The sequence below is a fragment of the Clostridium sp. HMP27 genome, from assembly GCF_000765165.1.
Lineage (GTDB): Bacteria > Bacillota > Clostridia > Clostridiales > Clostridiaceae > Clostridium_AK.
In genome coordinates this window covers 1-24,235 of sequence record NZ_JMFY01000035.1, presented here as the reverse complement: position 1 = coordinate 24,235, position 24,235 = coordinate 1, and the positions used below count along the sequence as shown (strand labels likewise).

The window sequence follows — 24,235 nt, the reverse complement described above, 5'->3', positions numbered from 1 at the left end:
TTATAAGTTATATTATATGTATTGTTGGAATTATCGGGAAAAGGAAGAGTGACTATGGAAATAATGTCTCTTGGTGAAAAAATAAAAAGAAGAAGAAAAGAATTAGATATGACTCTTAAGGATTTAGCAGGAGCTAGAATTACACCTGGACAAATAAGTCTTGTAGAGTCGGGAAAGTCAAATCCTAGTATGGATCTTTTAGAATACTTAGCTGAAGCTTTAAAAACTTCTGTAGAATATTTTATGGAATCAGAAGAAACACAAGCTGAAAAGATATGTACATATTTCGAGAATATAGCAGAATCCCACATATTAAGTGAAAATTTGATATCTGCGGAACGTTATGTAGAAAAAGCTCTTTATTATGCTGATAAATATGAATTAGAATATAGAAAGGCTAAAAACCTGTATTTAAGAGGTATAATATACATGATGAAAAAGGATATGGGATTAGCTCAGCAGTGCTTTCTTTCTGCAAATGGTATATTTATAAAAGAAAATAAATACGAGGAAATAGTAAAGACTTTTTTAAATTTAGGTAAAATAACTTTAGAACTTAAATCTTATTATTCCTCTTTTAGTTATTTTCAACAGGCTGAAAAGATATACCATGATAACAATATAGGAAATGATTTTTTACTTGCAGAGATATATTATTATATGGCATATACAAATTTTAAGCTTGAGAATATAGACAAGGCTATGGACTACTCATTTCTTGCAAAGGAAAAATTTAGGCAACTGAATAATAAGAAGGAATATGCCAATACTTTGCTTATGATAGCAGAAGAGTACAATAAAAAGGGAGATATAAATAATGCCATAAAGTATTCTAAAAAGACCTTGGCATTATTTAATGAAATAAATGATGATATATATGTAGCAGAAATTGAAAATAACCTTGGAAAACTTTTTTGTGAATTTGAAAATATTGAAGAGTCTTTTATACACTTAAATAAAGCTAAAGAACTCAGAAAGACTAATCAAGATAGTAGACTTACAGAAACGCTAATAAGTATTTGTGAAAATTACATTAAATTAAAAGATGTAGTAAATTCTAAAAAAGCCCTTGAGGAAATAATGGAAAGTATAAAAGATGGTGATCATAAGTCACTTGTAGAGTATTATATTTTGAAATATAGGGTGGATATGCTTCAGGGAGATATTAGAGAAGCTGAAAGTACTATTTTGACAGCGTTAAACTTTGTAAAGAATATGGATTATAAAAAAGAAACGGCAGAAATTGCTATTATGTTAGGAAAGTTTTATATAGATAGTGGTAGGGAAGGTGAAGCTGCACAATATTTAAATTGTGGAGTTGAGATATTTAAAGAGCTAGGTATATTAAAACAGTCTTAAGGAATAGGTGAATGGTTATGGAAATACTGTCTACGGGTGAAAAAATAAGAAGAGCAAGAATATATAAAGGATATACACTTAAATACATTTGTGGAGATAAAATATCAGTATCTAAAATGAGTTGTATTGAGAATGATAAAATTGCTCCAGAGGATTGGGTACTTGAATATTTAGCGGAAAAACTTGATTTGGATACGGAATATTTAAAAAATGATATAAAAAGTCAAATAAGAAAAAATATTAATGAACTTTTGAAAAAAAATATGAAACCGGATGAATATGAAAAGAGCTTAGAATATAATCTATCCTATGCTGAGGAATATAAGTATTTTGATATAGCATTTGATATAATGAGTATGTTATTTACATTTGACTTAGAAAGAAATAAGCTAAAGAAACTTCAGTTGCTTTTACCAAGATATTATGATATGTGCTTAAAGACCAGAGAAGATAAAAATTATTTGATATATTACATGGATTTAGCCAAGTATTTATATAAATCTGAGGAATATGGAGAAGCCGCAGGATATTATAATACAATCAAGAAATCAGCAGAAGAATCGGATAACCAGGAATTACTTGGAAAGGCCTTATTTAATGAATGTGATTGCTATATTAAGATAGAAGATTATGAAAAAGCTCATGAGGTAGCTGAGGAATTACCGGCCTTAATAAATTATTTTGAGGATGATTATAAAAAAGCAGGAGTTTATCACCTTTTAGCACTTTTGGAATTGAGACTTCAAGGAGAAAAGTTTACGAAATATGAAAAAAAGGCTCTTTCATTTTATGGAGAAAATCAAAGAGCTAAATGCAATGCTTTAAATGATTATGGTATCACTTTAATTAAAATCAATAAAAAAGATGATGGTATAAAATACATAACAAGAGCTTTGAAGGAGTATCCTAAGGATGATAGAATACAACTTGTAAGTTTTATGCTCATGTGCATAAGCGAACTTGTGGATAATAATGTTTTAGAAAAAGCAGAAAAAATTATAGATGAAACTATAAATTATTCTATAGCATTAGATAATGTAAGATTTATAGAAAAGGCATATCATTATAAAGCAGTGATTTTAGGAAGAAAGAAGGAATATACTTCTATGGAAATGTATATGAATCTTTCTTTAGACGCTCTTATGAGATTTGGTAATAAGAAGGAAGTTTACAGAAGATATCTTGAAATGGGAGAGATGTACTATAAGCTTAATAGTATATCAGATGCACTAAAATATTTTAATTTAGCTATAAATTTAGAAAAGAAAATATAAATATAGTCAATAGTGAATATTAAATTCTTATTTATCTAGAAAGTTGCCAAAAGGCAACTTTTTTTATTGTAGTAACAATTTGATAAAATATATATTCTACTGATATTTTAACATACTTAAAAAGATACAGCGGTAGGAGATAATTATAAAATAGGAAATAATAAATAATAAGTAGTAATAATGATTAAATTACTTTAAAAAATTCATTTATTAAACTATTCCTTTACATATTTATCTAAATCAAATAATTACTTAAAATATTAGACTTTGACTTTCTTTGACCTATAATATAATATATAACTATCATAAGACTTATGTTACGAAGCTGAATTTTAATATTGTAATATGTAAAAAATAAATATTATAGGTGGGGTGTTTAGTTATCAGTAATTATTATTAGTACTGATTTACTAATTACGAAAATATTTGTTACTAAAAAGGGAGTTGATTAGCGTGGATATTGAAAAATTAACTTTAAAGGTTCAACAATCTATAAATGAAGCACAACTTGTTGCAGTGAGACATAATCATCAGCAAATCGATATAATACATTTATTCTCAGCTTTGATTTCCCAAGATGATGGATTAATTCCAAATATCTTTGGGAAAATGGGAATAAATATAAGAATGCTTAATGATGAAACAAATAAAGAACTTAATAGCATGCCTAAGGTTTTAGGAGAAGGAGCAGGGAGTGGAGCTGTTTATCCAACTCGCAGATTTGAGGAAATTTTTATAAAAGCAGAAGATATTTCTAATAAGTTTAAGGATTCTTATATAAGTGTTGAGCATATTATGCTTTCCATAATGGACATAGATAGCAAAGGTAAAGTAGGAAATATATTAAATAAATTTGGAATAACTAAAGAAAATTTCTTAAATGTTTTGTCTGAAATTAGAGGAAATCAAAGAGTGGATACTCAGGACCCAGAAGGAACCTATGAAGCATTAGTCAAGTATGGAAGAAATCTGACTAATGATGCTAAGGTTCATAAGCTTGATCCAGTTATAGGAAGAGATGAAGAAATAAGAAGAGTTGTAAGAATACTTTCCAGGAGAACTAAAAACAATCCTGTATTAATTGGAGAACCAGGAGTTGGTAAAACAGCTATAGTAGAAGGTCTAGCTGAAAGAATAGTAAGAGGAGATGTACCTGAGGGGCTTAAAAATAAAATTATATTTTCACTTGATATGGGGGCACTTATTGCTGGTGCAAAGTATAGGGGTGAATTTGAAGAAAGACTTAAAGCTGTCCTTAAAGAAGTTCAAGGAAGTGAAGGAAAAATAATATTATTTATAGATGAAATTCATACCATAGTAGGAGCTGGTAAGAGTGAAGGAGCTATGGATGCTGGAAATCTTATAAAACCACTTCTAGCAAGAGGTGAACTTCATTGTATAGGAGCTACAACATTTGATGAATACAGAAAATACATTGAAAAAGATAAAGCACTTGAGAGAAGATTTCAGCCTGTAATTGTAGATGAACCAACGGTAGAAGACAGTATTTCAATACTTAGAGGTCTAAAAGAGAAGTTTGAAATACATCATGGAGTAAGAATACATGATTCAGCAATTGTGTCTGCAGCCAAGCTTTCTTCAAGGTATATTCAAGGTAGATATCTTCCAGATAAGGCAATTGATTTAATAGATGAAGCAGCAGCTATGATTAGATCAGAAATAGATAGTCTTCCAACAGAGCTTGATGTGATAAAAAGAAAAATATTTCAAATGGAAATAGAAAAGGAAGCGCTATCTAAAGAAGAGGATGTATATTCAAGGGAAAGACTTGAAGTTTTAGAAAAGGAACTCAGTAATTTAAAAGATAAAGATAAGGAAATGACCGCAAAATATGAAAAGGAAAAAAATCAAATAGTATCAGTTAGAAATCTTAAGGAAGAGCTTGATGATGCTCGAGGGAAGCTGGAAAAGGCTGAAAGGGAGTATGACCTAAATAAGGTAGCAGAACTGAAATATGGTGTTATTCCAATCATAGAAAAACAAATTGAAGAAAAGGAAAGTTTAATTAATGAAAATCAATCTGGTAATATGCTTAAAGAAGAGGTTACAGAACAGGAAGTTTCTGAAATAATCTCTAAGTGGACTGGAATACCTATATCTCGAATGCTTGAAGGAGAAAAAGAAAAGCTTTTAAGACTTGAAGAAGACCTTCATAATAGAGTGATAGGACAGGAAGAAGCAGTAACTGCAGTATCTAATGCAGTAATTAGAGCAAGAGCAGGAATGAAAGATCCAAAACGTCCTATTGGTTCATTTATATTTTTAGGGCCAACTGGAGTTGGTAAAACAGAACTTGCAAAAACCTTAGCGAGAACATTATTTGATAGTGAAGAAAATATAATTAGAATAGATATGTCTGAGTACATGGAAAAGCACACAGTATCTCGTCTTATAGGTGCGCCTCCAGGATATGTTGGCTATGAAGAAGGAGGACAGTTAACTGAAGCTGTTAGAAGAAAGCCTTATAGTGTAATACTGTTTGATGAAATTGAAAAAGCTCATGATGACGTATTTAATATATTCCTTCAAATATTAGATGATGGAAGGCTTACAGATAATAAAGGTAAAACCGTAGATTTTAAAAATTCAATAATAATTATGACTTCAAATATTGGAAGCAGCCATCTATTAGATAATACTGTTGAGGAAGGAATAGATAACAGTATAAGAAATAAAGTTTTAGGAGAACTTAAGTCAAGATTTAAGCCAGAATTTTTAAATAGATTAGATGATATTATAATGTTTAAGCCGCTATCTAATAATCAGATAACAAAAATAATTGATATATTCCTAGAAGATATAAGACACAGATTAAGCGATAGAAATATAGGATTAGAAATAACTGAAAAAGCAAAAGAGCTTATGGCTGAGGAGGGCTATGATCCTGTTTATGGAGCAAGACCTTTAAAGCGTTATATTGAAAACACCCTAGAAACAGCCATTGCTAAAAAGATTATAAGGGGAGAAATTTACGAAGGAACTACTGTAAAGGTAGATGTAAATGTAAATGGAGAAAGTTTAGTTGTGGGAAGAGCTTAGAGTTAGTCTCTAATCACTAATTCTGTATTTTAGCTAATAGTTAATACTGAATATTAATATTTATTGTTGAAATTCACTGAACTGAATTTCCTCCTTGGAACAGGTGTGAGTGATATTTTAAATGTTGAATATAGTATAGAATTTACATCGTAGAAAGCATTGAATAAGCTTTAAAGCGGCTTTGTTTATAAATTTAAAATACCGTATAAAGTCTTCTACTGTTTGAGCTATAGCGAGTTTAGAAGACTTAGGGATTTTAAATTTGTAAATATTAGCCGCTTTTAGCGAAATGAACCGCTTTCCTAGATGTAAATTCTATACGAACCATCCAACATTAGTTTAAAATGTCGCATTTTTTATTTGATCAGTCCATTTTTTAAGCAAATCTCAATGGATAAGTTTTTTGTTATGTTACTTGAAAATCTAATTTCCATATTTGGAGCTTTTAAATTTATAATTTCCCCCTCTCCAAATTGCTTATGGGTAATCTTTTTACCTATAGTTAAGGAGTCTAGAGCAATTTTAAATTCCTTATCCTGTTTCATTTTTTGAATTTCTTGATCTTTTTTTCGAGATTCCTCTAATTTTTTATTATTATACTTTTGAAAGAAATCAAAAAATGCTGAACTAGAACCTTTGGGATGAATTAAATATACCTGTTTTTTTCCACGGGTTACTGCAACATAGCAAAGACGCCTTTCCTCTTCAAGTTCAGTAAAATCATCATCTTCCACTGCCTTTTTTATGCTTGTTATAGTTGGGAATATATTCTTTATCATATCTATTATAAATACCGTATCCCATTCACAGCCTTTACTGCTATGAAAGGTGGCAAGAGTAACACCTTCTGTCACACACTTTGCTTTACGCATAGTTAATTCTAAATCATTTAGCTTTTTCTTAAATTCAGTTATGTTCTCAGTGTTACTAGTAAGTGCTTTTAGAGTTGTAAGTATTGTATTTATATTATCCATAGAATATTTAAAGTCTTTAGCGTATTTATTTAAATAATCTTTATATCCTAATTCATTTTCTATATATGAAAAAGCATCAAAGGTTTTTTTATTCTTTAAGATATCAAATTTTATATGAAAATCTATAAACCCTTTATCGGGATATTTTGTATTTAGTATTTGAAATATACTTGTTTTATTATCTATTTCAGAATAAAGCTTTTGAATATCTTGCTTGGTTAAATAAGTTCCCATCTTATAATATATATCTTTGAATATGTTGTAGTCAAAAGGCCGTTCAGAAAATTCTAAGAACCTTAGTATATCCTTTGTTATCCAGTGATTAAAAAAGTGAGGTACCACATCCTTAATATAAAAAGGAATGTTATTTTCATTAAATAAATCTACTAAGGGAAGGGCAGATATATTATTTCTAAAGAGCACAGCAGTATTTTTATAATCCCTTTCTTTTTTTAAGTGATTTATAATATATTGAGATTGCTCATCTATAGAGGTTAGGGTTATAAGCTTTATATTTGAGCCTTGAGTATTTTCTGTAATCATATTTTTACTATATCTGTCTTTATTTTGTTTAATAAATTCATTAGCAGCAGATACAATGCATTTAGTAGATCTAAAGTTCTGCTCTGCAAATACGATATCACCACTAGGATAATTTTTCTTGAAATTTAAAAGTACTTCAGGAAAAGCTGCTCTCCAAGAGTAGAGTACTTGATCATCATCTCCCAAAAGGCATAAGTTATTTAAAGGAGCTGCAAGAAGTTTTATAATTTCATACTGTACTTTACTAGTGTCTTGAGCTTCATCTACAAGTATATATTTATATTTACTTCTATATCTATTCAAAAGTTCAGTGTTTTTTTCAAGTATTACTAAACAATAAGTAAGCATATCATCAAAATCAAGATAATTATTTGCTACCATAATATCATGATAATTTTTATATACATCAAGGAAGTGAGGTATAGGGAATATGTCTTCAGCTTCCTTTAATAAATCTTTGTAACGAAGCATGGAATTTTTTATATAGCTTATATAGCTAGATAATTCTTCGAGCTTATCCTCACTTAAATGTTCATAATTATACTTTCTATAAAGATCTGTTAATATCATTCCTTTGTTTATATTAGAATTTCCCTCAATTAATATAAAATTTTTATTAATGAGCTTGCTGTAGTGCATAACTACAGAATAGGCAAAGGAATGAATTGTTGAGAAATGAACTTTATCTACAACTACATTACCAAATCTATCATAAAATTTTTTTCTCATGTCTTGAGCAGATGCTTTGCTGAAGGTTATTGCTAGTATGTTTTCAGAAAGAATATCATGACACAATATCATATTTGCAATTCTTGTAATGGCAGTTAAAGTTTTTCCAGCTCCAGGAACTGCAATAAAGGCTAAAGGGCCATTGATAGTGGTCACGGCTTCCATTTGAGAAGTGGTCAAATTTATATCTAAGGATTTAATAACTTCTAAAAATTTATCTTGGGATATCATTAAGTTTCTCCTGTTCCTTGCTATATCTTGTGAAAAAGTATTTGTTTATAAGTAATGCAATTATTATACCGATAAATGTATCAAGCATTCTATTTAATGCATAAAGGGTATAGGGAACATCCTTTAAATTTGTCATTATAGCTGAAATAACAATACAGCCTATAGAACAAGCTCCTCTACGTCCTATGGCATTACAAATAAATATAGTAAGCATTATTCCAATACCAGTAAGAAGTGCATGAAGTACAAAAAATGGAAAGGTTTCTTGGAGGAAGCATAAAAACATTCCTAAAAATCCGCCTATTGCCGTTCCGATCAGTCTATCAATGCCAGATTTGAAGGACTGGTCAACAGTGCTTTGAGTACATATTACTGCAGCAATGCAGGCATAAAAAGGATAAGGTCTGTGTATACCTTGAAATAATAATATACATAATACTACAGATAAAGAGGTTTTAATATTTCTAAGACCTATTTGCGTAGTTAACATTTTATCACCTCATATTACTGAATATAATTTATATCAAATATCCTTATAAAATTCACATATAAATTATATCATAAAATTAAATTGTAATAAGTTCAATGCAGAAAATTATGTAAATTAAGCAAAAGGGAAGGAATTAAATCAGTTGTGTAGAATTTAGAAGTATAAAGGTTTATGCCAAGATATAAGATAAAAATAAAAGGAGATAAATATATGTCTATTGAAAAATATAATAATGAAATGAAGCTTATTAGCAGTAAGTTAACCGGTAATAAAGAAAAAGACATAGAAATTCTTGAATCTTTAAAATGTGATTATATAGATCACGAATATGGTGATGAAATAATAGATGAGATAAATAGAATTATTGGAAGAATTTTATATAATGAAGAAGAAGAAGATTTTGATAACGCTTATGAAGGGGATATAAATAAAATAATGGAAGAGTTAAAGTTAGTGCAGAAATATATAAATGAAAATAATATTGAAAAAGCTGAAAAGATTATATTAGATTATTTGCCTATGCTTGATATATGTAGAGGAGACAAGATAAATTTATATATGGAATTTAGAAATCCATTAGAGGAAATTTATTATAAGTATAAGTTTGAAAATGATAAAATAATAAAAAAGCCAGTACTTCCTATAGCTTCAATACTTGAAAAATATGTTTATATATTAATTAAAAAGGGTGAGTTGGAAAAAGCATTAAAGTATATAGAGAAAGGTATAAAGTGTAATCCTCTTAATATGGCATTTGTATTTCAAAAGGCTTCTATACATGCTATGTTAAACAATGCAGAAGACATATTTGAAGTTATTAAAGATAGCTTAAAATTATGTTATATTCCAGAAGAGCTAGCACGCTCTTATAGAATGCTTGGAGGCTATTTTACAGAAAAAGGTTTGTGGAAAGAAGCCATATGTTGCTATTTATATAGTAACTTTTGGGAGGAAACAGAAATAGCAAATGGAGAACTTGATTATATAAGTGAAACAACAAATATAAATATTGATATAGAACATTATATCAATATAACACCTGAAGTATTTAAAAAACATGGTGTTTTATTCAAACCAGACTATACATGGATAGAAATTTCATATGGGATGGCAAGTGAATTTGAGAAATCAGGCAGAATTGATGATGCGATAGGTTATTACATGGTTTGCTATAATTTAACTAAAGATGAAGAGTTGAAAGAGAAGTTACAAAAACTTTTAAAACGAAATTAAGATTTAGGAGGAGTTTTAAATGGCAATATTGGTATGTGGGGGAGCAGGATACATAGGCAGTCACATGGTGGCATATCTTTTGGAAAAGGGGAAGGATGTAGTAGTTCTTGATAACTTACAAAAGGGACACAAAGAAGCGGTACCTTGTGGGAAATTTTACAAAGGGGATTTAAGAGACAGAGCAGTTTTAGATAAGGTGTTTACAGAAAATAATATAGAAGCTGTAATTGATTTTGCAGCAGATTCCCTAGTTGGCGAAAGTGTATCAGAACCTATTAAGTATTTTGAAAATAATGTAGGAGGCACATTAAGTCTTCTTGGTTCAATGAAGGATTATGGAGTAAAAAATATAGTATTTTCATCTACTGCAGCAACTTATGGGGAACCTGAAAATATTCCAATACTTGAAAATGATAAAACTTTTCCTACTAATCCTTATGGAGAATCAAAGCTTGCTGTGGAGAAAATATTAAAATGGTGTGATAATGCTTACGGTATAAAATATACTGCGTTAAGATATTTTAATGCAGCGGGGGCCCATGTAAGTGGTAAAATAGGAGAACATCACAATCCTGAAACACATTTAATACCAATAATACTTCAAGTGGCTCTAGGTCAAAGAGATAAAATAATGATTTTTGGAGATGATTATAAAACAGAAGATGGTACATGTATAAGAGATTACATACATGTGTATGACTTAGCATCAGCTCATCTTTTAGCATTAGAGAGATTAATGAATGGTGGAGAAAGTGCTGTATATAATTTAGGAAATGGTAAGGGCTTTTCAGTAAAAGAGGTAGTTGAAGTTGCAAGAAAGGTTACAGGAAAGGAAATTAAAGCTGAAGTAGCTCCTAGAAGATCAGGAGATCCAGCAGTACTTGTGGCATCTTCAGAAAAGGCAAAAAAAGAACTTGGCTGGAATCCTGAGTTTGATTCATTAGAAACTATATTAGAAACTGCATGGAATTGGCATAAAAATCATCCAAACGGATATGGATATAGTAAACAATCATAGCATGTGATTTGTATTGTAGAAAGCATTGAACAACATTAGAAGCTCTTTATTTATAACTTTAAAACATCACTAAGAATTTTATGCTATTCAAGTTGAATGAGTATTAGAGGGTTTAGATGATTTAAAGTTATGAATATTAGAGCTTCTTGTACAGTAACCAAGGTGAATAATCTATAGAAATCTATGATTTCTTCTTAGTATATCAAACGAACTAGATGTTTTATTAATTGTATAATTCAATATTGAATATTATCTAAAATTATTCAGTGTAGAGTTGAGGTGTTCAGACAAATCTTCAAGTTCTAAAGCAAGATTGTTTAACTTGCCTATATTTTGAGCAAATTCCTCCATGGTTGCAGAAGCTTCCTCTGTTAATGCCGAATTTTCCTCTGAGCTAGAAGATAAGTTTTCTATAACAGTAACCACATTATTTTTATTTTCATTGATCTCTTTTAGAGAGTTTCTGGTACTTTCAATTTTAATAATCAACTGATGTATATAAGTTGATATATCATTAAATATATTTTCAGTTCCACTAACACATTTTTTTTGAATTTCAATGATGTCATTTACTTCAATCATAGATGATACGGCATTATCCGATTTTTTTTGTATTTCATTAATAAGGTTGGTTATTTCTATTGTAGATGTACTTGTTTTTTCTGAAAGTTTTCTTATTTCATCTGCAACTACTGAAAAACCCCTGCCAGCTTCTCCTGCTCTAGCAGCTTCAATAGCGGCATTTAATGCAAGAAGATTGGTTTGCTCAGATATATTTTTAATTACATTTGTAATACTTCCTATATTTTCTGAACTAGCTGCTATTGAATTAATAATTTGTTCCATGTCTTTTATAACTGCATTATTTTTGTTATTTTTATCTATTAATTCAGTAATCGTAATAAGTCCTAATTCAACTTGGGAGTTAGTGGTATTTGATAATTTACCTATTTCATTTGTAAATTCTGAAATTAATTCAATTTCTGTAGCAAGTTTTGTAATTTTTTCAAACCCATTTTGAATTTCTTCTGTTTGCATCATACTACTACTAACTATTTCACTAACATTTTGCTTAATACCATTCATAGAATGAGCAGTTTCTTCTGATATATCTGCAAGGGATTTTGAACTGCTAAATACCGTAGCAGAGGAGTTCTTAATATCTTCTATTATGACTTGAATGTTTTTGATCATGTGGTTAAATGCAGTACTTAAAATTTTAGTTTCATCATTATTTTTTATTTCTAAATTACTTATATTAAGATTTCCAGATGCTATTTCGCTAGCAGTATTTGCAATTAATTTAATAGGAGTGGATATATGCTTTGCAAACATAAATACAAACACAGCACTTAAAGCTAATACAATAGCATATGTAATTAAAAGTATTTTTAAAATAACAGAAGCACCCTTATTAAAGTCATTCATATACGTACCAGAACTTATAACCCAATTCCAATTACGATCTGTTTCTTGATAGGTTATTTTTGAGGCGATTTTTTCAGAGCCAGGAAGTGTCCAGGAATATTCTAAAAATCCACCACCATTATTCCCAATTTTAATTTGCTCTTGAACGAAGAAAAACCCCTTTTTCTTATCCTTTACATCCCAAACGCTTTTGCCCTCTAGAGATGGGTGAACAGCTTCAACTCCATCTTGAGTGTAAGCTAAGAGATATCCATTTTCTCCTAAATCAATATTTTTGTTAATAGTTCTTGTACCATCTGAGTTCTTTTTTCCAAGCATGAATACTTTAACTTGTTCTTGGGCTTCTTCTAAGGTTAAGATACCCTTGTCAACATATTGTTGTTTTTCGCTTATTAATTGAATTACGCTTTTTACACTGTTTTTTAGAATTACTTTTCCTTGTTCATTTAGTTGATATTTTGCTACGTTAAAGCTAATTAAGCCTATGACTACACCGGGGATAAGAAGTACTATAGCCATCATTATAAGCTTAAATCTAACGGTGCCTAATTTACTTTGTTGCAATTACTATCACTCCCTTACTATTTATAGTCTGTAATTATTAAGGATTTTATATAGTATTATCGATGTGAATATACAAGTACTTAATATGTTTAAAGATAAAAAATAGCCCGCATATTGCGAGCTATTTTTTATAAAAGCTTTTAATAACTACATTTTTTGCCTTAAGTTCTAGAGTATCATCTATTGCATCTAGGCAAACATATTTGAAATTATTACATTTGTTATCAAGGGCCTTATTTATAAGAAGATCAGCAAGTTCAGGATTTTTAGATAATAAAGAACCGTGAAAATATGTACAATAGGTATTTTTATATATACAGCCTTCATATCCATCCTCGCCATTATTCCCATAGCCTTTAATTACTTTTCCTAAAGGTTTTAAATCTCCTATATAAGTTCTTCCAGAGTGATTTTCAAAACCGACATAGGTCTGATTTAATTCCTCATTTAATATTATGGTGTTTCCTATGAATCTAGTGCCTCCACCTTCTGTATATAAATCTAATATTCCGAGACCATCGAGTTTTTCTCCATCAGGAGTTGTATAGTATTTGCCAAGAAGCTGATATCCACCACAAATAGCAAGTAGCACTTTTCCGGATTCTACATATTCTGTTAGTGCTTCTTTTTTAGTATTTTTTAAATCATCCGCAACTATGGATTGCTCGTAATCTTGACCTCCACCAAAGAATACTATGTCATATTTAGAGGCATCAAATTCATCGTTAAGAGAAATATTGTCTATATTGACTTTAATACCTCTTTTTTCTGCACGATATTTAAGGATAAGTATATTCCCAATATCGCCATAAACATTTAAAAGATCAGGGTAGAGATGGCATATATTAAGTTCCATTTTTTCACCTTCTTTTTTATTTAACTTACCAAAGTTTTTCTATATATTTTTTATTGAAAAGATATTTCCTAAATTCAAGCATAGCAGTGTAAGTAGCAAGTACGTATACTGTATTTGTACTAGTATTTTTAATACCCTCTAAAAGTGAGTCGAGACTTTCGTAAGTTTGAAAGGCGTCTTCTTTAAGACCAGCTACTTTAAGTCTTACTGCCATGTCATAAAGCCTAGCCCCTCCAACTAGTACATCTTTTATATTAAGAGAAGATAATTTTTCAAAGCCTACGTCCCATATCCAAGATACATCACGTCCATCGGCGTAGTTATCATTTAAGAGAGCTACAAGGCTTATTTCCCTTTTATCAAGGAATATGGTATTTATAGCTTGGTCGCAGCCTGCAGGATTTTTAACAAGAACTATTTTAACTTCTTTTCCGTCTATATTTAAGGATTCTTGTCTCCCGAAGCTACTCTTTTGACTCTTCAGCGAATTTACAATAATTTTCTTTTCAATTCCAAGCTCTCTTGCAATAGAGAAAGCACAAAGAGCATTGTATATATTGTATGTACCAGATTGATTTATGAAGAGATCTGTTCCACTTATACTCACATAGGAACCCTCAGGAGTTTGTTCGTGAATTTTATCTACAAAATATGTAAGATGAGGCCTCTTATATCCACAGTTTTCACAATAAAAATCTCCTAAATGATTATAAGTTAGAAAATTGTACTGATAAGGATGCTTGCAGTTTTTGCAAAACTTTGCATCTGCATTTATATCTATAGTTTTATTATCATCTATTGAAGTATTAAACCCGTAATAAACTGTTGCATTGTGGACTTCTAAATCTCCAAGTAAGGATTCGTCACCATTTAGTATAAGCTTAGATAAAGGAGCTTTTTCTAGTCCCTCCACTATTTTTTTTAATGTAGTATAAACTTCGCCATATCTATCTAATTGATCTCTAAATAAATTTGTAATTGTTATTATTTCAGGAGTAATATATTCAGTAACTAATTTTACATTAGCTTCATCTGTTTCAATTACAGCATATTTTTCCCCGTATGAATGACCGAATTTGTAATGTTCTATAAAAGAAGCAACTATTCCAGGAAGCATATTAGCTCCAGTGCTATTGGAAATGACTTTCTTTCCACTATCCTTAAGCATGGAATATATCATATTTGTAGTTGTAGTTTTCCCATTTGTCCCTGTAACAAGTATTACTTTGTAGTCTCTTGCTACAGTTTTTAATATATTATTATCGACTTTTAATGCAACTTTTCCTGGGAAATTAGTTCCACCTTTTAAAAAGGTTTTTGATAATTTAAGTACTATTTTGGAGATTATTATACTTAAACCAGTTTTTATGTTAATTTTAAACACATCCTTTGCTGTAGAATTGGTTATCCCGTAGAAGAATATTATTTACTTACAATTACTAATTATAATACAAATTATATCTTTTGGCGATATTTTTAAACATGAGGTATGATATTTTAGGGTAAAGTTTTTGCATTTAGGAAAGCTATTCATTTCGCTAAAAACGGCTAATATTTATAAATTCAAAATAAGAAATGGATAAAACTTGTATTAGAAAGTTTTATCCATTTCTTATTATTAGTGCTTTATAAGCTATTTTATAATTTTAAACTCATCGGATATACTAAATCCAAAACTTTGAGATATGTTATTTAACTTGTTAAGTATCCTTGTTTTTTCGCTACCTTGAGCTGGTGTAGGACAGTAATCATTTATATAGTTTACAGAAGAAATACTGCAAGGAATAGCCTTTACTTCATAGGACTGAGGAGACCCATTTATCAAATTATATTTTACTTGCAGTATAAATGTATCTTTATCCTTAGGATTAAAGTTGCCTCCAAAGCAGAAATTGCCAAGACTATAAGCTATTATTTTTCCCTTATATTGTTCTATACCTTGAACAACATGAGGATGATGACCTATTATTAAATCTGCTCCATTATCAATTGCCGTGTGAGCAATAAGTGTTTGACTTTCCACCGGATAATACATATTTTCAGCACCCCAGTGAAAATTTATTATTACAATACGGCCTTCATCTTTAAAGGATTGTATATCACTCTTAAGTTTTTTAAAGAAAGTTTCATCAGCGTAAAATCCTGTATAGCCAAGAAATCCAAATTTTCCACCATTTATATCCTTTGTGTATTTATACCCTTCCCCAAAGAAGCCGACATCATTGCTTTTTAATGTGTTTACAGTGTCATTAAAGCCTTCCTTATTGTAATCATATATATGATTGTTTGAAATGTTTACTGCCTCAACAGAACCTAATGTAAGTGATTTTGCGTATTCCGGATCTGCTTTAAAGTTAAATTGTTTTGCTTTTCTGGAGTTAGAATTAGTAAAGGTAGTTTCTAGATTAACTACACTTAAATCATCATTTTTAAATATAGGGAGTACGTTTTTAAAAAAATAAGAATAATCATTGCCGTTTTTTTGTAGCACTGCAGGAAGACTATTTGCAAACCCAAAGTTTGCGTCATGACCAATTGTAGAGTCCCCTGCAAAGCTTAATAGGACATTAGTTTTAACATCCTGCTTAGGTTCATTATCTTTAGGTTTATTATTTTCTTCCTTAGAAGTATTTTGTGGCTTTCTAGTTTCGGTAGGTTTAACAGCAGTTTTTTCATTAGTAACAGAGTAATATAATATGTAGGAAATGATTCCACTCATGATTAATAATCCAATTATCAAAAATCCTATAAATACTCCTTTTTTATGAGAGCTTTTCATATTCATCCTCCTTAATAATAAATGGTATATACTTTAATATATACTGAAAATTGACAAAATACAATTAAATCCTGTGGATTTATTAACTTAATTCTGTTAAAATCATATGTGGTATGCATGATTTGTAGAAATTTGTGATTTCATTACAAACCAACCATCTCAATTTTAGTGAGATATTCGTATTTAATACGTATATAGTTTATTTAAAAGGAGGAAATTTTATGAGTAATACTAATGAAACACCGAATAACCCAGAAAATAAGAGTATGGTTTCTTTGAAAGAATCTATAAAGAAAAACTATAAAATTTTAGGGATTATACTAGGTGTAGTGATCATCTTTGGTGGAATGTTTACATATAAGAGTTTACAAAATAAAACACATAATATAGCAAACAATAAAGGGGAACAATATTTTTATGCAGCTGATTTTGATAATGCTGTAAAGGAATATGAAGCTTATTTTAATAAGGATAAAAATCCACTTTGGAAAGCTAAAATTGCTCAAGTGTACTCCATAAAAGGAGATAAGGAAAATTCAGCTAAGTATTTAGAAGAAGCAAAAAGTGTAGACAAGTTAGATTCAGAAACCATAAATATTATAACATTCACAGAATATATGAATGATGATTACGAATTAGCACTAGAAGATGGAGAAAGGGGACTCGAAAGTTTTCCCAAGGATAAGCAATTAAATAAGACAATGTTTGCAGTTTATATGGCAAATAAAAATATAGATAATGCTAAAAGGCTTTTAGAAACCTACCCTATAGATGAAAATTCACCCTATGATATAGCAGAAAAGAGCAGAATGCTTATGCTCTTAGGGGAAAAAGAAAAGGCATTTCAAGAGCTTAAAAAAGCCTGGGATAAAGATAAGGATGAATTTAAAGTTTATGACGTATTATCCCAAATTGCATTATACGATAAAAATAGTCTGCTCGAAGATATAGATAATCTAATTAGCGAAAATCCTAATGAGCCGGCATATAAGATGTGGATGGCAAAATTATATTCAGCCAATAAAGAAACTGCTTTAGATGCAGAAAATATGATCAAGGAAATTGAAGGCCAGGACATAGGAAAGCTTGAGAAGCAAGTTATACTGTCTTCAATATATAGCAATACTGGGAAAATTGAGGAAGCCGATAAAATCATAGAAGATGTACTAAAAAACTATAAAAAGGATTATAGAGCATATCATATTGCTTCCTGGCACTTCCTAGAGAAAAAGGATTTGAAAAAGGCTGAAGAATATGCTAAGGAATCTATGTATTTAAATCCAAGTTATCCAGATAACTATGCATTCTTAATGCCTGAAATATTAAAGCAAAAAAATAAGAGCATAGAAGGAGAACCATATTTCAGAACTGCAATGCTTATGGAGCCTTATAATTACAATATAATGTTAAACATAGCAGATTACTATTGGGAAACTACAGATAGTAATAAGAAAGCATTAGAATACTTTGAACTTGCAGAAATAGTAAGACCTAATGATCCTGAAATAAAGTACAATATAACCCTTATATATGTTGCAAATAAGCAAGATGGAGAGGCGGTACAGGTACTTAGACAAGCTATAAAATTAGATGATGAAAATCCAAAATACCACAGAACTTTAGGAACTATATATTTCTTAAATGGACGTGATAAGCTTGCTATAGAAGAAACAAGACTTGCTTTTGAAGCAGATAATAAAGATATATTAACATTAAATAATGCAGGATGCTATTATGTAATGACAGCATCAAATATCCAAAGAGGAGTTTATAACCTAAAAGAAGCCTATGATGGAATTAAAGATGATACTGATGAATATACTAGAAGAACTATAAAAGAAAATTACCAAAAGGCTAAAGAATTACTTGAACAATATAAGAAAGCAAAAGGAAACTCAAAGCTTCAGGTACCTGAGCTTATAATGTTTTATTAAAAATTGGGGTTTTATTTGTAAAGACATCCCTACTAAGTAGTACAGTTAAAAACACTGTTATATAAACTACTTAGTAGGGATGTTTTTGTGATTTATTTACATACTTGCTTCTAATAGTTAGTCAAATAATATCATGTATTCATATAATATATGAATACAAATTCTAGGGGGATGAAGAAGTTATGGTTAAATTTGAGAAATTTAAAAAGGCTTATAGAAACTTACCTGTATCTGCATTAGTAGAAATTGCTATAAAAAATAGAGAAGGTGTACTTGCAGAAAATGGAGCATTAGTTGTAAACACAGGAAAATATACTGGAAGATCTCCGGAGGATAGATTTATAGTAAAGGAACAAACTACAGAAAAGGAAATTAACTGGGGAAAGGTAAACAAACCTGTATCAGAAGAGGTATTTTATAATTTATATAATAAGGTAATAAAACATTTAATAGAAAAAGATGTGTATGTATTTGAAGGTTTTGTGGGCTCGATGAAAGAATATGCCTTAAAAACAAGAATTATATGTGAATATGCATATGAATGTTTATTTGTAAATCAATTGTTTGTGAATGCTTCAAAAGATCAACTTGAGGATTTTATCCCAGAATTTACGGTTATAGCTGCGCCGGATTTTAAAGCACAAGGAAAGGTAGATGGAGTAAATTCTGAAGCCTTTGTAATAATAAATTTTAAGGAAAAAGTTGTTCTTATTGGTGGAACTAAATATGCAGGAGAAATAAAAAAATCAATGTTTACAGTTATGAACTTTTTACTGGCAAGTAAAGGAGTATTTCCTATGCACGCATCAGTTAATATGAACGATAATGGGGATACAGCTTTATTTTTTGGCCTTTCGGGTACGGGAAAAACAACTTTATCTGCGGATGCAGATAGAAAACTAATAGGTGATGATGAACATGGATGGTGTGAAGAAGGAGTATTTAACTTTGAAGGTGGATGTTATGCAAAGACGATAAAATTATCGCGTAATAAGGAAAGAGAAATTTATAACGCCATAAGATTTGGAAGTATTCTTGAAAATGTAGTTTTAAAGGAAGATAAGGTTCCTGATTATGACGATGATAGTTTAACTGAAAATACAAGGGCAGCTTACCCTATAGAGTATATAGAAAATGCAGAGTTAAGTGGCAGGGGAAATATCCCTAAAAATATTATATTTTTAACTGCAGATGCTTTTGGAGTAATACCTCCTGTATCGAAACTTACTAGAGAACAAGCAATGTATCATTTTATGTCTGGATATACTAGTAAAATTCCAGGTACCGAAAGAGGCATTATGGAACCTACAGCTACTTTTTCTACATGTTTTGGGGAGCCATTTATGCCTATGAATCCTAAGGTTTATGCAGAGCTTCTTGGAGAAAAAATAGACAAATATGGAGCCTATGTATATTTGGTAAACACGGGATGGATTGCAGGAGGATATAATAAGGGAGGAAGAATACCATTAGAGTATACTAGATCTATAATAAAAGCAATACTTGATGGAGAATTAGAAAATTCACAGTTTATAGAACATCCAATATTTAAAACTATGATACCTACAAGCTGCAGAGATGTTCCACAAGATATATTAAATCCTGAAAATACTTGGGAAAATAAAGATATATATAAAAGCATAGCTATAAAACTTGCAAATATGTTTGCAGAAAATTTTAAAAGATTTAAGGATGTATCTAATGATATCTTAAGTGCTACTCCCAATACACGATAAAAGTAGTAAATACTAAATAATAGCTTAATGTAGAGAGTTGGTTTTAAGCCAACTTTCGCCCTAAGTTATCATCTATTATTTAATAAAAGGTAAGTTGGTGGTTTTATTGAGAAAAAATAAATTTTTAGCATTTGTTATAATATTAATTTCAGTATCATTTATTGCGTGTAGTTCGAATAATCAGGGTAAAAAGGAAGAAAGTGAAAAGGGAGTCTTTGTAGAGAAATGGGATAATTTTTATGAAGGTTCCAATATTAAATTTTATTATGAAAATCCAGAGGAATCTAATCTTCAGCTTTTAAAGGATAAGTACAAGTTGAGTGAAGTAGTAAAGAATGGAAGAGATGATTTTGAAAAATCGTTAAATTTAATGAAATGGATAAATACTAAGATGAAATATAGTAAAGGAAGTATTAGCACAAAAGAAGATGCTTTAAGTATATTAAAGGAAGCAACGGCAGCAAATGCAACTTTTTCTGATAAGGATTTTGCTATTGTATATAGCCAAGCGGCTTCGTCATTAGGAATATATGCAAGACGTGGAGAGTATAGAATAAAGAATAGTCAGCAAGATGGAAAGGATTCCTATTATAAAGTTTGTGAGGTTTGGAGTGATAAACATAGTAAGTGGATAATGCTTGATGTAGTAAATAATTGTTATATAGAATATAAAGGAAAGCCTTTAAGTGCTACAGAAGTGCTAAATATGGGTATGGATAACATAAAGGTTACTGGAATAAAGGATTTGGAGAAGTATGTTAAAAAGCTCAAAGCATACTTATATTCCTACACCATAGAAATTGACAATAACATATATGGCTCAGCAAAGAGTAATTCTTTTATAAGTTATAGTAAAAGTTTAGATATGCCTGAAGTGAGAATAGAAGGGGGACTTATAAGACCAACTATTTTTGTCAAAAAGGATACACTATTTAATAGGTCGCCAAGAATTGAGTATAAAAATGACAATAGCGATAAGCTGGGGAGTTTGATAATTCAAAAGAAAAATGCTACTGAAGGAGAAAAGGAAGAAGAGCTTGCTATAAATGTTGCAGCATTTAAAAATAGTGGGAATATTAAAGATTATTTTATAAGTGTGGACAATAAACCTTGGGAAAAAATAAGTATGTTTAAAACTATATCTATGAAAGAAGGAAAAACAAATATAAGGCTTTCAGAAGATGGCAAGAAAGCAATAAAAGAAATAATACTTCAGTATAAAAAATAATGAATTTTAATAAAGGTAAAATAAATTAATATAAAAATACAGTATTGGTAATTTACAATGCTGTATTTTTGTCTTTTATACCTGATAGAAAGGTAGTATAATAATAAAGTGCTGAACATAAGAGTATATGGGAAAACTTAAAATTTTGAGAGTGAGTGTGATTATATGTTACTTATAATTCAAGCCATTATAATGGCAATTGTAGAAGGTCTTACTGAGTTTATTCCAGTATCTTCCACAGGGCATTTAATATTAGCAGGAAAGTTAATTGGATTTACTGGTGAATTTGCAAATTTATTTTCAGTAGTTATTCAATTGGGTGCGATTTTAGCTATTGTAGTTTTATATTGGAATAAGCTTTGGAATAGTGTAAAGAATATATTTGCACCAGATAGGCGAGGACTTAAGTTTTGGACAAATATAATTGTTGCAGCTATTCCTGGAGTTATACTAGGATTTTTATTTGATGATATGATAGAAGCAAAGCTTTTTTATACATTTCCAGTTTCAATAGCCTTAGTGGTAGGTGGTATACTTATGATAGTTATGGAGAATAAGTATAGAAGAGGAAAGAAAATTAATGATGTGGATCAAATAACTGTAAGACAAGCCTTTATGGTAGGAGTATTTCAATGTCTTGCTCTTTGGCCAGGTATGTCAAGGTCAGCTTCAACTATAATTGGTGGATGGATTGCAGGACTTTCAACTGTAGCAGCAGCAGAATTCTCATTTTTCTTGGCAATACCAATGATGGTAGGAGCTTCAGGTTTAAGTCTTATAAAAGGCGGTATGGCTATGAGCAGTATAGAAGTAGTTGCTTTAACAATAGGATTCATAGCTTCCTTTATAGTAGCTTTAGTAGTAGTGGAAAAGTTTCTAAAGTTCCTTCAGAAGAAACCTATGAGAATATTTGCAGTGTATAGAATTTTTATAGGAATAATACTTTTAATACTTTCAGCTATAGGAATTATGTAATAACAATTAATAATATTATAGAAAAATCCACAGTTTGTGGATTTTTTCATTTTATATGAGGATTATATAAAAAAAGAAGTTTGCATGTACAAACTTCTTTTTTGTATACATATTAATAATTAAACTTTAGGTATAAATTACAAGGTAGCGAGATACAATTCTTCGGGTTTGTTTGAAATAACATCTAAGGTAGTTACTACTGGAAGGTCTATTTCCTTTGCATAAAAGACTTTGCTTTTAACACCTCTTATAAATGCATCTGTAATGTCAGGATATTCAGAGGAAAAGTCCATTCTTACAACTTCATAAGGGAAAAATTCATCATTATTATCTGCACAATCTACATAAAAATCGGAAAAACTAAAAGGCCTTTTAGAAGTATCGTAATTTTTTGTGTAGTTATATACTAAATTAGATAATCTACAATCTCCATCTAATATACAATTGCATATAAATGAATCTAAATACAATTTATAATTAGCTGGTAGAGGTTCATTTGAATTTTTTTCGAAAATTACTATTGTTTTCATAGTTATAACCTCCCTTATAGTTTATAAATAAAAAATAAACCTACAATTTACATTAATTATACTACAACTTTATAGAATGTTAAATGAAAATTTCAAAAATTTAAAATAATATAAGCAAAAGTATATGTGATACTTTGTAAACATAAGTAAAGTAATTATAGTTTAGTTATATGTTAAGTAAAATATACATTACTTTATGATTAAGAATATAGAGAAAGTTTGAAAATTAAAAAGGAAAAGATCAAGAGATACTTTGCTAACAGCAGAATAGGAATAGTATTTTATAAGGAAGATAATTATAAATTAGGGAGAGTATATATAATGCAAAAGATATGCACAGATAAAAAAAAGAGATTTGAAAATCAAATCTCTTTTGGTGCCGAAGACCGGAATCGAACCGGTACGGGCTGTTAGGCCCGCAGGATTTTAAGTCCTGTGCGTCTGCCAGTTCCGCCACTTCGGCATAAATATAAAGTTAAAGGGTTGTTCATCGAACAAGTTTATTATATTATGATATTTAAAATAAGTCAACAAAAAAATATAAAAAAATTATAAAAAGATGTAAAAATATATAGTTATGAGAATAATTCAAACGAATTATAGGAGATTATTAAATCAAAAGAGGTAGTATATAGAAAGTAATCAGACTGCAGTGACAGCTCATATCCAATATAGAACATAAGAATTGATAAAATGTGCTTTAATATGAAGGAGGGAGTTGAACTAGCAATTTAATATGCTAACCTTGAAGAAAATATGTACTTACTGCAGAAGTAGAAGTATATAACCAAACAGTTTTTAGTAAAGTTCTTTTGGAGTAGTTACTATTGTTAAAAAGCTTAATATATTCATCATACTTTTTATAGGTATAATAGAAGAGGGAGCAGAAAGTTTATATGAATATGAGGGTGTATATATTGTAGGAATATTACCAGGAATAGTATCCTTAAAAGAAGCTTTTAAAGATGAGATTAAAAATATAGAACAGAATAAGTGAAAATATAACAACAATTTAAGGCTATATTAATAGAAATAAACGTATTTTGTATACACTTACTCTGGTGTATCTATATACGGAAAATATAGCAAATTGATAAAATGATTAAATTTAACAAGCTAATTTCATTTAATAATAAATATATCATAGGATTAGATTTGATCCTATGATAAAATAACACATGTCGTCACAAGAGATGACAAAATAGTCAATAAAAACTTAAAAAAAGTTGTTGACACATTAAAATAAAAATGATAATATATAAAAAGTCGCTTGAAGCGACAGGGTCTTTGAAAA

The 24,235-nt window shown here is 29.6% G+C and carries 16 protein-coding genes and 1 tRNA gene; 9 read left to right on the top strand and 8 right to left on the bottom strand.

Annotation, left to right across the window (positions count from 1 at the left end; translation table 11 throughout):
* Positions 1 to 54: 54 nt before the first annotated feature.
* The 3 genes from DP68_RS15355 to clpB all read left to right on the top strand — a co-directional run bounded on the left by DP68_RS15355 (position 55) and on the right by clpB (position 5,693).
* Complete coding sequence (locus DP68_RS15355; RefSeq protein ID WP_035311084.1) at positions 55 to 1,359, top strand: helix-turn-helix transcriptional regulator; 1,305 nt, start codon at positions 55 to 57, stop codon at positions 1,357 to 1,359.
* Positions 1,360 to 1,376: 17 nt separating this feature from the next.
* The gene (locus DP68_RS15350) at positions 1,377 to 2,633 is read left to right on the top strand and encodes a helix-turn-helix transcriptional regulator (protein WP_035311082.1); all 1,257 of its coding nucleotides are present in this window, start codon (positions 1,377 to 1,379) and stop codon (positions 2,631 to 2,633) included.
* Positions 2,634 to 3,086: 453 nt separating this feature from the next.
* Positions 3,087 to 5,693 carry an ATP-dependent chaperone ClpB gene (clpB, locus tag DP68_RS15345; protein WP_035311080.1) on the top strand — a complete coding sequence of 869 codons (2,607 nt, stop codon included), beginning with the start codon at positions 3,087 to 3,089 and terminating at the stop codon, positions 5,691 to 5,693.
* 356 nt (positions 5,694 to 6,049) lie between these two features.
* Here the strand turns inward: clpB and DP68_RS15340 are convergent, their stop codons facing one another.
* Together DP68_RS15340 and DP68_RS15335 are read right to left on the bottom strand one after the other, a co-directional pair.
* Positions 6,050 to 8,170 carry an ATP-dependent helicase gene (locus tag DP68_RS15340; RefSeq protein WP_052085841.1) on the bottom strand — a complete coding sequence of 707 codons (2,121 nt, stop codon included), beginning with the start codon at positions 8,168 to 8,170 and terminating at the stop codon, positions 6,050 to 6,052.
* Positions 8,154 to 8,660 carry an aromatic acid exporter family protein gene (locus tag DP68_RS15335; protein WP_035311079.1) on the bottom strand — a complete coding sequence of 169 codons (507 nt, stop codon included), beginning with the start codon at positions 8,658 to 8,660 and terminating at the stop codon, positions 8,154 to 8,156. Before DP68_RS15335 ends, DP68_RS15340 begins: the two co-directional genes overlap by 17 nt.
* A 210-nt stretch (positions 8,661 to 8,870) precedes the next feature.
* On the opposite strand from DP68_RS15335, the gene DP68_RS15330 reads away from it, so the two are divergent.
* Together DP68_RS15330 and galE are read left to right on the top strand one after the other, a co-directional pair.
* Positions 8,871 to 9,893 (top strand): hypothetical protein, encoded by a 1,023-nt coding sequence (locus DP68_RS15330; RefSeq protein WP_035311077.1) that lies wholly within the window; start codon positions 8,871 to 8,873, stop codon positions 9,891 to 9,893.
* A gap of 19 nt (positions 9,894 to 9,912) precedes the next feature.
* Complete coding sequence (gene galE, locus DP68_RS15325) at positions 9,913 to 10,911, top strand: UDP-glucose 4-epimerase GalE (RefSeq protein ID WP_035311075.1); 999 nt, start codon at positions 9,913 to 9,915, stop codon at positions 10,909 to 10,911.
* 249 nt (positions 10,912 to 11,160) lie between these two features.
* On the opposite strand, the gene DP68_RS15320 is transcribed toward galE, so the two are convergent.
* The 4 genes from DP68_RS15320 to DP68_RS15305 all read right to left on the bottom strand — a co-directional run bounded on the left by DP68_RS15320 (position 11,161) and on the right by DP68_RS15305 (position 16,538).
* A complete protein-coding gene (locus DP68_RS15320; RefSeq protein ID WP_035311074.1) occupies positions 11,161 to 12,903 on the bottom strand; it encodes a methyl-accepting chemotaxis protein in 1,743 nt (580 codons plus the stop codon).
* A gap of 121 nt (positions 12,904 to 13,024) precedes the next feature.
* Positions 13,025 to 13,759, bottom strand: a complete 735-nt coding sequence (locus tag DP68_RS15315) for a type 1 glutamine amidotransferase (protein ID WP_035311072.1) — start codon at positions 13,757 to 13,759, stop codon at positions 13,025 to 13,027.
* Positions 13,760 to 13,784: 25 nt separating this feature from the next.
* Positions 13,785 to 15,143: a Mur ligase family protein gene (locus DP68_RS15310; RefSeq protein ID WP_291549660.1), complete on the bottom strand. Its 1,359-nt coding sequence runs from the start codon at positions 15,141 to 15,143 to the stop codon at positions 13,785 to 13,787.
* Positions 15,144 to 15,392: 249 nt separating this feature from the next.
* Positions 15,393 to 16,538 carry a CapA family protein gene (locus DP68_RS15305; protein WP_291549657.1) on the bottom strand — a complete coding sequence of 382 codons (1,146 nt, stop codon included), beginning with the start codon at positions 16,536 to 16,538 and terminating at the stop codon, positions 15,393 to 15,395.
* A 221-nt stretch (positions 16,539 to 16,759) separates the two neighbouring features.
* On the opposite strand from DP68_RS15305, the gene DP68_RS15300 reads away from it, so the two are divergent.
* From DP68_RS15300 to DP68_RS15285, 4 genes are all read left to right on the top strand, one after another.
* Complete coding sequence (locus DP68_RS15300; protein WP_052085839.1) at positions 16,760 to 18,472, top strand: tetratricopeptide repeat protein; 1,713 nt, start codon at positions 16,760 to 16,762, stop codon at positions 18,470 to 18,472.
* A gap of 182 nt (positions 18,473 to 18,654) precedes the next feature.
* Positions 18,655 to 20,208, top strand: coding sequence for a phosphoenolpyruvate carboxykinase (ATP) (gene pckA / locus DP68_RS15295; protein WP_035311067.1), 1,554 nt, complete (start codon positions 18,655 to 18,657; stop codon positions 20,206 to 20,208).
* 106 nt (positions 20,209 to 20,314) lie between these two features.
* Complete coding sequence (locus tag DP68_RS15290; protein ID WP_052085838.1) at positions 20,315 to 21,436, top strand: transglutaminase domain-containing protein; 1,122 nt, start codon at positions 20,315 to 20,317, stop codon at positions 21,434 to 21,436.
* Between the two features lie 165 nt (positions 21,437 to 21,601).
* Positions 21,602 to 22,411: an undecaprenyl-diphosphate phosphatase gene (locus tag DP68_RS15285; RefSeq protein ID WP_035311059.1), complete on the top strand. Its 810-nt coding sequence runs from the start codon at positions 21,602 to 21,604 to the stop codon at positions 22,409 to 22,411.
* A gap of 137 nt (positions 22,412 to 22,548) precedes the next feature.
* On the opposite strand, the gene DP68_RS15280 is transcribed toward DP68_RS15285, so the two are convergent.
* The gene (locus tag DP68_RS15280; RefSeq protein ID WP_035311057.1) at positions 22,549 to 22,941 is read right to left on the bottom strand and encodes a hypothetical protein; all 393 of its coding nucleotides are present in this window, start codon (positions 22,939 to 22,941) and stop codon (positions 22,549 to 22,551) included.
* Between the two features lie 374 nt (positions 22,942 to 23,315).
* Positions 23,316 to 23,404, bottom strand: a tRNA-Leu gene (locus DP68_RS15275).
* Positions 23,405 to 24,235: the final 831 nt, after the last annotated feature.